This is a genomic window from Tamlana sp. 2_MG-2023 (assembly GCF_030548465.1).
Taxonomy (GTDB): Bacteria; Bacteroidota; Bacteroidia; order Flavobacteriales; family Flavobacteriaceae; genus Pseudotamlana.
Map to the genome: position 1 here is coordinate 346,875 of NZ_JAUOSF010000003.1, position 14,281 is coordinate 361,155.

Annotated in this window: 8 protein-coding genes; 6 read left to right on the plus strand and 2 right to left on the minus strand. The window is 35.2% G+C overall.

Features of this window, described 5'->3' with window-relative positions; genetic code table 11:
- Nucleotides 1-21: 21 nt before the first annotated feature.
- Both Q4566_RS06900 and Q4566_RS06905 read left to right on the plus strand, forming a co-directional pair.
- On the plus strand, nt 22-1,974 hold the full coding sequence (locus Q4566_RS06900) for a YgiQ family radical SAM protein (protein ID WP_303419905.1): 1,953 nt from the start codon (nt 22-24) through the stop codon (nt 1,972-1,974).
- A gap of 134 nt (nt 1,975-2,108) precedes the next feature.
- Nucleotides 2,109-2,570, plus strand: a complete 462-nt coding sequence (locus Q4566_RS06905; protein WP_303419906.1) for a hemerythrin domain-containing protein — start codon at nt 2,109-2,111, stop codon at nt 2,568-2,570.
- 234 nt (nt 2,571-2,804) lie between these two features.
- Here Q4566_RS06905 and Q4566_RS06910 read toward each other — a convergent pair whose 3' ends face one another.
- Nucleotides 2,805-3,938 carry an ATP-binding protein gene (locus tag Q4566_RS06910; RefSeq protein ID WP_303419907.1) on the minus strand — a complete coding sequence of 378 codons (1,134 nt, stop codon included), beginning with the start codon at nt 3,936-3,938 and terminating at the stop codon, nt 2,805-2,807.
- A 42-nt stretch (nt 3,939-3,980) separates the two neighbouring features.
- The gene (locus Q4566_RS06915; protein WP_303419908.1) at nt 3,981-4,733 is read right to left on the minus strand and encodes an SDR family NAD(P)-dependent oxidoreductase; all 753 of its coding nucleotides are present in this window, start codon (nt 4,731-4,733) and stop codon (nt 3,981-3,983) included.
- Between the two features lie 140 nt (nt 4,734-4,873).
- Between Q4566_RS06915 and Q4566_RS06920 the strand changes: the two genes are divergently transcribed.
- From Q4566_RS06920 to Q4566_RS06935, 4 genes are all read left to right on the plus strand, one after another.
- Nucleotides 4,874-8,950 carry a hybrid sensor histidine kinase/response regulator transcription factor gene (locus Q4566_RS06920; RefSeq protein ID WP_303419909.1) on the plus strand — a complete coding sequence of 1,359 codons (4,077 nt, stop codon included), beginning with the start codon at nt 4,874-4,876 and terminating at the stop codon, nt 8,948-8,950.
- A 226-nt stretch (nt 8,951-9,176) separates the two neighbouring features.
- Nucleotides 9,177-12,086 (plus strand): Ig-like domain-containing protein, encoded by a 2,910-nt coding sequence (locus Q4566_RS06925; RefSeq protein ID WP_303419910.1) that lies wholly within the window; start codon nt 9,177-9,179, stop codon nt 12,084-12,086.
- A gap of 198 nt (nt 12,087-12,284) precedes the next feature.
- On the plus strand, nt 12,285-13,286 hold the full coding sequence (locus Q4566_RS06930) for a MoxR family ATPase (protein ID WP_303419991.1): 1,002 nt from the start codon (nt 12,285-12,287) through the stop codon (nt 13,284-13,286).
- A gap of 126 nt (nt 13,287-13,412) precedes the next feature.
- Nucleotides 13,413-14,279 carry a DUF58 domain-containing protein gene (locus Q4566_RS06935; RefSeq protein ID WP_303419911.1) on the plus strand — a complete coding sequence of 289 codons (867 nt, stop codon included), beginning with the start codon at nt 13,413-13,415 and terminating at the stop codon, nt 14,277-14,279.
- The last annotated feature ends 2 nt before the right edge of the window (nt 14,280-14,281 follow it).

Here is a 14,281-nt window from a genome sequence, read left to right on the forward strand (position 1 = left end):
TTTGACTAAATTTGCAGCGCTATGCAAGAATTACAACTTTCAGATTGGTTACCTACCACAAACAAAGAGGTGAAAATACGCGGCTGGGATGCGCTAGACGTGATACTATTTAGCGGAGATGCCTATGTGGATCATCCATCGTTTGGTCCTGCGGTTATTGGCCGTATTTTAGAAAGTTACGGACTCCGAGTAGCGGTGGTGCCACAACCTAATGTGAACGATAATCTTCAGGATTTTGTGAAAATGGGTGCGCCAAAATTATTTTTCGCCGTTACAGGTGGTTGTATGGACCCTATGATTAGCAACTACAACGCTAATAAAAAACGTCGTGATAAAGATGCTTATACACCTAATGGTGATATTGGTTTTAGACCTGATTACGCGACGACCGTATATTCGAAAATTTTAAAGGAAAAATGGCCAGATGTTCCTGTGTTAATTGGAGGGATAGAAGCATCACTTCGACGTGTAACCCATTACGATTATTGGAGTAATAAATTGATGCCTTCTATTTTAGAAACATCAAAAGCTGATATGTTGGTTTACGGTATGGGTGAACAACCTTTACGTGAAGTGGTGCGTTTAATGCAAAAAGGGGTGCCTTTTAGTAGTATCAATACTATTAAGCAAACGGCTGTTTTGGTAGATTCAGATGAAAAAATTCCGAAGAATAGTAACTGGGAAGATGTTGAAATACAATCACACGAAACCTGTTTAAAGGATAAAAAAGCTTATGCTTCCAACTTTAAAACGATAGAGCAAGAGAGTAATAAGTTGGCAGCACGCCGTATTTTTCAGAAGATAGGTGATAAGACCTTGATGATTAATCCGCCGTACCCAACCATGACAGAAGATGAAATTGACGCATCTTTTGAATTGCCTTATACGCGATTACCACATCCTAAATACAATAAACGCGGACCGATTCCGGCCTTTGAAATGATTAAGTTTTCTATAAACATCCACCGTGGTTGTTTTGGAGGCTGTAGTTTCTGCACGATTTCGGCACACCAAGGTAAATTTATTGCTTCTAGAAGTCAGGAATCTGTACTTCGTGAAGTGGATAAAGTGGCTAATATGCCTGATTTTAAAGGCTATTTATCTGATATAGGCGGGCCAAGTGCCAACATGTATAAAATGCAAGGTAAGGTACAATCCATTTGTGATAAATGTGTAGCACCTTCTTGTATTTCGCCGGTAATTTGTAGCAATTTAGATACATCGCATAAGCCGTTAACGGAATTGTATCAAGCGGTTGATAGTCACCCGAAAATTAAAAAATCTTTTATAGGAAGTGGTATCCGACATGATATGTTGGTGCCTGAGTTTAATAAAAATGCCGATCCGAAAGAATTAGATGCTTACACGGAAGAAGTGATGACTAAGCATATTTCTGGACGCTTAAAAGTGGCACCAGAACATACTAGTGATCCTGTTCTAAAATTGATGCGTAAACCTTCTTTTAGATATTTTCACATGTTTAAAGAACGTTTTGATAAGATTAATATTAAGAATAAGTTGAAGCTTCAGCTTATTCCCTATTTCATATCTAATCATCCAGCTTGTGAAGCTGAAGACATGGCAAACTTAGCTGCTGAAACCAAAGATATGGGCTTTCAGTTGGAACAGGTTCAAGGGTTTACACCAACGCCTATGACAGTGGCTACCGTAATTTATTATAGTGGTTATCATCCGTATACGCTTAAAAAAGTAAAAACACCTATTTCTGCTAAAGAAAAAGAAGAGCAACATCGTTTTTTCTTCTGGTATAAGGATGAAAATAAAGCTTGGATAAAAAACACCTTAAATAAATTAGGGCGTCAGGATTTGTTAAAAGTTTTACTTCCAGAGAATGATAAATGGCGTAAAAACAAGCCAAAAGGCGATGCCAAGCATACTTTTGATGATGCTATTCCTTTTAATCAGCGCAAGAATAAAGCGAAGTTTAAGTCTAAGAAGAAGCGACGTAAATAATTTTTTCATTTCCAAGAGTATTTAATTTCGATTTTCTTTAATTCAGTATATTTAGTTATGCCTCATAAAATTATTTGTAAATTTATGAGGCATAATTTTATGTTGAAATCAAATCTTTTTAAAAGTAAATTCCAATGGAAAATAAACCACAAAAACGTCATCAAGCATTACAACCTTTAAGCAGAGAGCATCATCACGGATTGCTTTTATGTTGGAAAATTAGAACCGGTTTTAGTAAGGGTATTGCTCCAGACCGTATAAAAACCTATGCTGATTGGTTTTTTAAAAACCATTTGATTCCTCATTTTGAAATAGAAGAAAAGTATGTTTTCTCGCTACTTGAAGATGGTCATGAGTTAAAAGAAAAAGCCTTAGAAGATCATAAAAACATTATCGAATTATTCTCTAAACAAGACGATGTGACTCATACTTTGCATGAAATAGAAACCACGGTGAATGACCATATTCGATTTGAAGAGCGTGTATTATTTCCGGAAATTCAAAAAGTAGCGACCGAAGCACAGTTTGCTGAAATTGAGGCGATTCATCAAGATCATGATTTTGTTGATAATCTCGCTGATGAGTTTTGGAAATAATTTTATAAGTGAATATTGGTAAAATCTGTGGTTAAAATTTTTCTCAGCGTAACTCCGTGTAGTCTTCTGTGAATTTTAGGAAATTCAAAATATCTAGAATTAAAAAGACCTCGCTTCAAGTCCAAATAGCAAATGGAAGAAGCAAGGTCATATCTTAAAAAGATTAATAGCGGCGCTAAATTAATGTTTTTTCTCACATACACCTATAATCTTATTTAAAGTTATTAACAAATGTTAATTATATCTTACCTTCCTTAGTATTCGTAAGGTTTCTTTATAGAGTCTGTAAGTGTCTTGGTCGTAGTTTTTTATGTAAAACTTAGCTTCTGTAAGCTTGTTGATGGCATTCTCAAAGTTGTTGAGGTAACAAATGAGATAGGTTTCTGGTAGATTTTTTAAATCAATTTCTTCAGCAGGTGTTAGTGATAAGCCTTTTTTAAGTTTATTTATAATCGAATTATTCGTGTTATAAATATGGTGAAGAATTTTTTTATCGAATATTGGAGGCTCAAAGAGTAAAGCGGTTTCTATGCTATATTGGGCATTGTCTTCAAACTTAATAAGTGTTTCTTCTAATGGGTAATATCTATTGGTGCCATGGAGGCCTAAATTCACATATTCTATAATTTTAAATTGATTGTCGTTTATTTTGATAGAGACTTCATCCAAAGCAGAAAAAAACAAACGTACCCTTTCATTGATAAGCTCAATATCAACACGAGAATAATAGATTTCATCTTTCACTAATTTTTTTTGTCCAGCCCAACAAACCACAAAATACTCCTTAAAAACTTTGTATTGGGCGTTGTAATCTATGCGACTATTCATAAAGTCGAAAACACCGTCTAAAGTGTGTTCTATATTATTTTGAGCGTTGTTTTCAATGGCAGAAACAATTTTAGAATTCACATCTTTAATTTCGATGTCGAATACCTTAGGCATGCTCATGCTACCATCTCTAAAAAAGACAGAGCCCCCGTAATATTTCCAAATGTTTTTTCTTAACGAAGTAATTTTATCATTAGGTCTAATGGTTACTAAACCAACGACTCTGTTGTTTGGTAAATGCGGAAAAGGAATATTCTCGTATTGAACAATTGGTGGGTTCGTTAAATAGGCATTGATGAGGTTTTGAATTTTGCTATCATCAAAAAAATCGACACCAATAATCGTGTTGTCATCATCTTCAACACCAATAACTATAAATGAATTGTTTTTCGGATTACTATTGGAAAGCGCACAAACATGCTTTAAAAACTTTGCCTTTCCTTCTTTCTGCCCAATATTAATTTTACGTTTTTTGTCGTAAAAACTATTTTCGTCATTATGCGCTAAAAGGTGTTTTATAAGTAAGCGTTTGTTAATCATAGCTTATATTTCCGCGAAAGCGAAAATCTCATCATTATAGATTTATAATTCTTTTTGAACGGTGGTACTGTTGGCTTGGGCGGTTGGAAACACTAGTAAATCGGCAATGTTTACATGCGCTGGTCGGGACACAGCAAAATAAATTATCTCAGCAATATCCTTGGCTTCTAAGGCTTTGAAACCTTTGTAAACAGAGTCTGCAACAGGATCGCCTTTAAACCGTACTTTTGAGAATTCCGTTTCTACCATGCCTGGGTTTATAGCGGTAACTTTTATTCCGTAAGGGTTTAAGTCTAACCGCATACCTTCCGTGATGGCTAAAACGGCATGTTTACTCGCGCAATACACGTTGCCTTTTGGGTAAACTTCCTTTCCTGCCGATGAGCCGATGTTTATAATATGTCCCGAATGTCTTTCGGTCATTTGCGGAATAATAGCCTTGCTCACATAAAGTAAACCCTTTACATTAATGTCTATCATGGTGTCCCAATCGTCAATATCACCATCTTGAATTGGGTCTAAGCCATGGGCATTGCCAGCATTATTAATTAAAATATCGATGTTTTTGAAAGCTTCAGGTAGCGATTCAATGGCTTTGAAAGTTTTGTTTTTTTTACGAATGTCAAAATTTAGAGTATGAACTACCGTTAGTTTTTCTAAAGCTGCTTTAATGGTGTTTAGGCGCTCGACACGTCTGCCACAAAGAATTAAATGAATGCCTTGTTTTGCGAATTCATACGCAGTGGCTTCTCCAATGCCGCTAGTGGCTCCTGTTATAAGGGCGATTTTAGTCATGATTTTGTAATTCTCAATTCTCTTTAAAAATACCTAAATAAGATAGATTTCAGATAAATATGTCATTATTATTTAATCAAAAAAGTGGTCTTGAAGGATTTTAATTACTTTTGTAATATTGAGCGTATTAACCTACTTGTATGAAACAGCCCCTATTAATTACTATACTTTTATTAAGTGTATTTAACTCTTTGGCTCAAGGGTTTGTTTTCGAAAACATATCTAATAAAGAAGGACTGTCTCAAAATGACGTTAACTGTATTCTTCAAGATAAGCAAGGATTAATGTGGTTTGGAACTAAGGATGGTTTAAATCGTTACGATGGATACGATTTTAAGTCATATCATTTTAATCCAGAAAAAGGAGAGGGTCTTAATAGTAATATGATTCAGTGTCTTTCGGAAGATAAATATGGAAATATATGGATTGGTACTCTAGATAGAGGCGTAAATATAATAAAGGCAAAAGATGAAGCTGTCATAAATGTGGGGCTACCTAGTTTGTCTACTAATTTATTAGAAAAAGAAAATATTAATGGCATTGATATTTACGACGATTTAGTGCTTATTTTCACTAAAGAGAAAATATTTTTTCTTAGAATTTCTGAAACGGGCTATACACCACTTAAAATTCAAGACGAATATTTTGTTAAAACTGGTGCTTTTGCAACCAATTGTTTTCAGAGAATTTCAGACCGAGAGTTTATTTTGGGTACGACCAACGGTATCAAACGATTAAGGCTCTATGAAAATGAATTGAATGTTGTTATTACTACCGAAAAAAAAATACTTAATGTTTTAGATATTACGCCTTTTAGGTCGGGTTACCTTATAAGTAGTGTGGGTAAATTGTTTTATTTAAATCCAAGTGATGCATTGCAAGAAATAGCTTCTGGTGGTTATGAAGCTTTGTTTGTAGAAAACGATCATGCGGTTTGGGCGGGAAGTAAACATGGGCTTCAATATTTGAAATTTAGTCAAGATAATTCTCTGGATTTCGAGAGGCAGACTTTTACATATAAAAGCACCAATGGGAGAATTGGGAGTGAAGCGATTAAATCGATTTACAAAGATGAACTGGGCATCGTTTGGCTAGGGACTTTAGGGGGTGGTGTGACTAAAGTATTGAACCAAAAATATACCTTTCACTTATTTCATGACGACCTGCAAAGTGATAATTTAAAAAACAATTATATAAATTGTTTTTATGAAGATTCTAAAGCTAACCTTTGGATTGGAACCAATAAAGGTGGGATAAGTTATTTTAAATCGGATAATTTTAATTACAATGTAGCATCTAAAGATATTTTTGATTCTAATAAGCATATAAATGATATCATTTGTTTTCATGAACTAGAAATAGAAAACCAAGCCACTATTATTGCAAGTACAAACTACCCTTTAAATGTTCAGGTGTACAATACGAAAGGGGAAAAAGTTGAAAACTCGAATTTAAGTAGAACGCTACAAAGTGTTACGCACCCTATTACCTGTATGGTTTCAGATGAACAATATTTATGGTTAGGTACTAATGAAGGAGGTCTGCTACGATATAATTATCATGAGGATACGTTAAGAAGATTTTTGGTTAGTAATACACCTAGCCTAATTAATAACCTAATTCGAAGCATTTGCTTGGATTCTAAAAATAGAATGTGGATAGGTACAGCAAAAGGATTACTGCTTTTAAATGCAAAAGAACAGCACGAAATACATCCAAAATTTAAGCTATATCAAAATACACCAGGCGAGAGAAATAGTCTAAGTTATAATTATGTACTCTCTATTGTAGAGACTAGCGCTAGAGAAATATGGATTGCAACTTTAGGAGGTGGTGTAAACAAGTATACGGAGGAAACCGATTCTTTTTCAAGAATAACTACCGAAAACGGGTTGCCTAACAATAATATTAAAGGTATAGTTGAAGATCAAGAAAAGCAATTATGGTTTTCTTCAAACAAAGGCCTTTCTTGTTTAAATCCTGCCACAGGACAAATTTTTAATTTTGGGGTTTCAGATGGGTTGCAAGATGATGAGTTTAGAGAATTATCATTAGTAAAAAGGAAGACGGGAGAGCTTTTGTTTGGTGGGAATAAAGGTTTTAATGCATTTTGTCCTAAAAAAATAGAAGTAGATAGCACCATGCCAACTATGATGTTTACAGATTTTCAGTTGCCTAAATATTCTGGAAAACTGGGGGTTACCTTGAATCGAACCCAATTGGCCGCGTTTAAAAAAGCAAATGAAGTGATTACGCTTAATTATGATGAAAATAGTTTTATAGCTTATTTTACAGCGCTAGATTATTTTGCACCTCAAAAAATAGATTATAAGTGCCGTTTAACTGGTTTTGATAAGAATTGGCAAACTATAGATACGCAGGGGCGATTCGTAAAATATACCAATTTAGATCCCGGAGATTATACCTTAGAAGTTTTGGCGACAAATAGCGATGGTATTTGGGCTAAAGAACCCTTAACATTAAGTTTGAAAATTGATAAACCTTGGTATAGAACTGTATATGCTTATTTAGGCTTTTATTTAGGCGTTATGTTGTTGATATATTATTACCAATGCTATATTACTAAGCGGAGTGCTATAAAGCATGAGCTCGCCATGGAACGCTTTGAAAAAGAAAAACAAAAAGAATTATCCGAAATAAAATTTCGTTTTTTTACAGATGTATCACATGAATTGCGTACGCCGTTAGCGGTTATTAAAAGTTATTTTGAGGATTTAAAACCTAATTGGACTACTTGGTCAAAAGAAAAAGTGAATCAGGATTTTTCTGTAATAGGAAAGAATATTGATAGTTTATTAGGGCTTGTAGGTCAAATTCTAGATTTTAGAAAGCTGGATGAAGGTAAGATGAAGCTTAGGATTAAAAAAACTGATGTCATTGCATTTACACATATGGTGATGGCTTCTTTTTCCGTGTTAGCACGCCAAAAAAATATAAATTTAAAAGTAATTCCTTCCGCGAAAGCGATATTCTTTTGGTTTGATAGTGATATGATGTATAAAATTATCAATAACCTGCTGTCTAACGCTATTAAGTACACTCCGGAAAATGGAGCAGTAACGGTTTGTATTACCGAGCTAGATGCTAAAGTGAAAATTGAGATTAAAGATACTGGCATCGGGATTTCAGAAGAAGAAAAATATAGCGTTTTCGAAAGATTTTATAAAGGGAATAACATAAAATCCATGTCTAATCAAAGCACTGGTATTGGGTTGAGTTTAGTAAAGGATTTGGTTAGTTTACATAAAGGCAGCTTAGAACTTGAAAGCACCGTTGGCAAAGGTTCTAATTTCATCCTTTACTTTAAAAAAGGAAATGAACATTTTGATGCCGATGTGGTAATGGAGATGGATCATGCAGAAACAATTGTAGATAATAGCCATGAAGTAACTATTGAAGATCGTAATGGAGAAGGAAGCTTTTCCTTAAAGTATAAAACAAAACTAATTTTACTGGTAGAAGATAATAATGATTTAAGAACTTTCCTTAGAGAAAAACTTAAAGACTATTTTAAAGTAATTACAGCTGCCAACGGAAAAATAGGTTTAGAAAAATGTATTGACCGCATACCAGATATGGTGATTAGTGATATAATGATGCCAGAAATGAACGGCTATGAATTATGTAACTCAATAAAGAACCATGAAGCGATAAGCCACATTCCAGTTCTTCTTTTAACCGCTAAAGCAAATACCGATTCTAGAATAAAAGGGCTCCATATTGGGGCCGATGCTTATATGGATAAGCCGTTTAACTGGGATGTGCTATTGGCTCAAATTATTTCTATTCTGGCTGCTCGAGATAAAGTGAGTAGGCGAATTAGTGATAACACTTACTTTAAAACATCCGAAATTGAAGTTACTAATCGTGACGAAGAATTCTTAAATAGCATCACGAATTTTATAGAAGAAAATATCTCCGATGCCAGTTTTACGGTGAAACATCTAGTGAAAATGTATCCTATGTCACAAGACACCATTAACAATAAAATAAAAACGCTTACAGGGAAAACAACTGTACAATATATTAGATATTTAAGGTTGAGAAAGGCGACCCAGTTATTAGTATTGAAAAATAGTCGGATATCTGAGGTCACCTATTCGGTAGGATATACAGATCTTCAGCACTTCCGTGTGCACTTTAAAAAGGAGTTTTCTTTAACACCTTCTGCTTATAAAGAAAAGTTTTCCAAGTAGGAGGGTTAAAGAGTGATGTATTAATTTTAGAAAAAATCAAGTTTTAAAAAAAAAGCTCTTAAGCCTTTATGTGTATGAAATATCTTAAAAAGCCATTGTGTTTTGCTGATTTAGTCATGTGTGTATTTTCTGTAAAATTATAATTTAGCTAATCTTAAAAAGCAAGCCTGCAAAAGTGTAGGCTTTGTAATTGAGAATTAATTAAACATAATTAAACCATTTCATTATGAAACTAAACAGTTTTTTATTTTCCCTACTACTTTGTTTATCTTTTTTTAATGCTGCATTCGCAGCTCCACCAGATTATTGGCAAGGCAAAGGAAGAATTGCCGTCAGTTCCGACGGAAACATGCATGATAATGACGACATGCAAGCAACCATGATGACCTTAATGATTTTGGCCAAAGCCCATTTGCAACCCAATACGGTATTATATACCTATGCAGACCACGTTTGGGGAAGTGAAGGGAATGATTTGGCCTTGATGAAGGAAAGTGCCGAAGGTGGCGGACAACGCTTCGGATTTCAAAACACTAATTTTATTGCAGCAGTAACTAATCCAGAAGCAGCGTATAATGCGATGCGTGACGAGATTTTAAAATCTACTGCCAATGATCCGTTATTTATAATTGGTGCCGGACCAATGCATGTGATAGGTACAGGAATACAGCGCGCAAATGCTATAAACCCTAATGCTTTAAACCATGTTACGGTTATTTCGCATTCCAACTGGAATAACAGACATGCTGATAATCCAGAAGATGGAAGTGTGCATGGCTGGGAATCACCACATAGCGGATGGACCTGGGACGAAATGGTCTCTTCTTTTGGGAGCAAAGTGAATTTTAACTACATCAGTGACCAAAATGGAACTGGACCTAACCCATATGCTTCTAAAGATAAGTTTAGTGCGCCTAACTGGGCAAGCTGGGGCTGGATGAATACCCATCAGGATCCTAATATTAAATGGGTGTACACCAGAGGAGTTAGTAACCCTGCTGGACCAGATTATTCCGATGCTGGTATGGCTTACTACTTTTGTGCCGATTTAAACGGTGTACGTGGTGATGAATTTGGAAATCCAGAAAAATTGCGTCAATGGGTTGGAACAGATGTTATTGATGTGGTTGTCGATAACACAAAAGTGTGGGGTGTAAGCGTACAGCCTACTAGTTTTACTATCAACAATGTAAACGGAACAAGACAATTAACCGCTACGATTAATCCAACAACAGCAGTAAATAAAAATGTTACTTGGTCTTCGGATAATATTAGTGTAGCAACTGTTAGTGCTAGTGGATTAGTTAAAGGTGTTGGAAATGGAAATGCTAAAATTACCGTAACCACTGCCGATGGCGGTAAGATAGCAACTGCTAATGTTACTGTTGGTTCTGTTGGGGCCGGAGAAACAACCGTTTGCGATGATTTTATTGCTATTGAAGCCGATGCAACCAATTCAAGTTTAGGTGCATGGCAAGTACGTAAGCCTGGTGATGCTGGTTACGATGCTATTGCCGGAAGTTTAGCGCCTATTAATAACACATATATCGAATATACCGGTGGTGTTATAGATGGATTAGGTGTTGCGGCTGGTCAGGATGTGTTGGTTTATAAATTCACCCCGCAAACTAGTGGTAATTACCGTTTAACAGGAAGAATGGCACAAAGATTAACGCACAATGGTTCCAAAGCAGCATGGGATCAGGCGAATGATATTTTTGTGAAAATGGAAGGCGATTTTACTTCTGGAAATGCCACGCCAATGAATATTTTAACCAACTGGACTAAATTTTACGGAAGAGGAAAAGATATATGGGGTGCTTTTATTCAAGGAGATGTAAATCACGCCAAATATCAACTTATATACAATTTGAAAGCAGGAGTGGAGTATACTATGTCTATTAGTGGTCGATCTCAGCGCGTTTGTATTGATTATTTCTTACTGTCGAAAACAAGTTTAACTATTGCTGAAGATAAAGATTTGGCAACTAATAACGATGCGAGATTTCGTCCTGGAAATCCAGATTGTACGATAACTACGCCGCCGTCTTCAGGTGATGTTTGTGAAACCATCAATTCTGTAGATTTTGATAAATATACAAATATGGGTACAGGTTTTACAAATGCAACAGTTGATGGAACACGTGGTGTATTACAAATGCCAACCCGACTAGCTTGGGGTGCTGCTCAAGAAACGTATACCGGACCAAATGCAGAGGTGTATGTCACACTAAATACCATGCAAGAAACAGATGGTGAGTCGAGCTATAAAGTATTTATTGACGGCGTATTAATTAAAGAAGTGACCAATGACAGAATATTTGGTACCGCTATAAGTGATTATACTATTCAAAGTCATAAACTTAACGATACTAAAGTATCTATTTCAACAGGTGATATTATTCGTGTAGAATTTAACAGCGCTACCAATGGTGAAGTTTCAGAAGGAAATACAACAGCTACTTCAAGAGGACGATGGAAAAGTATAGAATTATGCTCTAGTGGAGACGACTCAGGAGATGGAAATACCAATACTGAGCCTGTTATTATTAGTCATACAGCTCCAAGCAATGTAGACGTGGGTGTTAACGAAGTAACATTTACAGTAAACTACTCCAGTCCTCAAGTAGTAGATTTTGTTGCGACTATACATTGTACATCAACCAATAATTCTACCGAAGGTTTTAAACGTATTAACGGTATCTCTTCTTCTGGCAATGGTAGTTTCCAGATAACAGTACCTATAAGTAATACGTTAGACTCAGCTAAAGAATACCGATGGGTGCTTTACTTTCTTCCAGTAGGAGGGACGTGGCAAAATCAATATGAGCCTTTACACATGCCTTTTGTGCCATTTTCAACAAATAAGTCTTTAAGTGTAAATACAACTAAAGTTGATAATAAGATTGATGTCTATCCCACAGTCTTTAGTAATGTGTTTACTATTAAAAGTAATCTTTCTAAAATCACAAAAGCTGAAGTATTCAGTATCAATGGTGCTCGTGTATTAGAGAAATCAATTAATCAAGAAAACGAGGTGCATATTGAAAGTGCAAAACTAAGATCAGGCTTCTATTTGCTTAGAGTTCAGTTTAGCAATGGGTATTCGGTAACACGAAAAATTATTAAAAAGTAGTTTAGTTAAGTATAATTTTAAAACATGTTTTAAAATAGGATGCCAGTTTTTTGGTGTCCTATTTTTTTGTTAACCTACTTTTAACGCATGTCTATAAGTGTTTTTAACCAATTTTTAACATGTTTACAGTAAAATTTTTAACATTTTGCGTCCTCAAATAAAGAAAGTATATTCGGGCTTTTAATTAAATAAAAAATGATGGAAGAAACAGGTGCAATCGACATTAAGTCGATCAACGAAAAAATTGAAAAAGAAAGTGCTTTTGTTGATTTGCTAATGCGTGAGATAAACAAGGTTATTGTTGGTCAGAAACACATGGTTGAACGTTTGCTTATCGGGTTATTGGGTCAAGGACATATTTTACTAGAAGGTGTTCCTGGTTTAGCAAAAACCCTTGCAATTAATACCTTGTCTCAAGCAGTAGATGGGAGTTTTAGTAGAATTCAATTTACGCCAGATTTATTACCTGCCGATGTTACAGGAACACTAATCTATAACATGAAGCTTAATGATTTTTCTATTAAAAAAGGACCAATCTTCGCAAACTTCGTATTAGCAGATGAGATTAACAGAGCGCCAGCAAAAGTACAATCGGCACTGTTAGAGGCGATGCAAGAAAAACAAGTCACCATTGGCGATGAAACTTTTAAATTGGATAAGCCATTTTTAGTTATGGCAACCATGAACCCTGTTGAGCAAGAAGGAACGTATCCGTTGCCAGAAGCTCAGGTTGACCGTTTTATGCTGAAAACAGTTATTGATTACCCAAAAATTGCCGATGAGCAATTAATCATGAGAGCAAATTTAAAAGGGTCTTGGGAAAAAGTGAGTCCAGTAGTTTCTGTGGCACAAATATTAAAAGCACAAGAAGTAGTTCGTGAAGTTTACATGGACGAAAAAATTGAGAAATACATCTTGGATATCATCTTCGCAACCCGTTATCCAGAGAAATATAAATTAGAAGATTTAAAACCTTTAATTTCATTTGGGGCTTCACCTCGTGGTAGTATTAACTTGGCAACCGCTGCAAAATGTTACGCGTTTATCAAGCGTCGTGGTTATGTGATTCCTGAAGATGTACGTGCTGTGGTTTATGATGTGTTAAGACACAGAATCGGAATTACTTATGAAGCTGAAGCTGAAAATGTAACGTCTGTAGACATCATAAATAAAATTGTAAACGAAATAGAAGTGCCTTAGAAAAGAGTTTGCAGTATTCAGTGACAGTTTACAGTTACTACTGACTTCAAACCTGAATACTGATATTCAAATTTTACCAGTTTATTGATAACTGAATACTGAGACTGATAACTGTTTACTGAATAAATGGATACTAAAGAATTACTAAAAAAAGTACGAAAAATAGAGATTAAGACACGCCGGTTGTCTGATCATATTTTTGGAGGGGAATACCACTCTACCTTCAAAGGTCGTGGTATGACTTTTAGTGAAGTGCGTCAGTATCAATTTGGTGATGACGTTCGAAATATCGATTGGAATGTAACCGCGAGATACAGTGAACCTTATGTAAAGGTTTTTGAAGAAGAGCGCGAGTTAACCATGATGCTTATGGTTGATGTTTCGGGTTCTGAACTGTTCGGAACTTCCGATCAATTTAAAAATGAAGTAGTCACTGAAATTGCTGCGACTTTAGCATTTTCAGCCACACAGAATAACGATAAAATAGGTTTGATTTTATTTTCAGATAAGATTGAACTTTATATACCGCCTAAAAAAGGACGCTCTCACGTACTTCGCATTATTCGTGAACTTATTGAGTTTGAGCCTGAAAGTAAAAAAACCAATTATGCCGAAGCTTTAAAATTCTTGCAAAATGTGATGAAGAAAAAAGCGATTGTGTTTGTATTGAGTGATTTTATTGCAGATGATTATCATCAAACCATGAAGATTGTTTCTGGGAAACATGATGTGACCGGCATAAGAATTTACGATAAGCGCGAGGAAGATATTCCAAACTTAGGTATGGTTCAAATGGAAGATGAAGAAACTGGCGAATTGATGCTGGTTAATACGTCTTCTAAAACGGTACGACGTAATTACGCCAAATTCTATCAGGAAAAAGTAAATTACTACAAAGAAAGTTTTAATAAGGCTGGTGCGGGAACTATAGATTGTCGTGTGGATGAAAGTTATGTTAAAAAGCTATTAGGCTATTTCAAAAGAAGAGGATAATT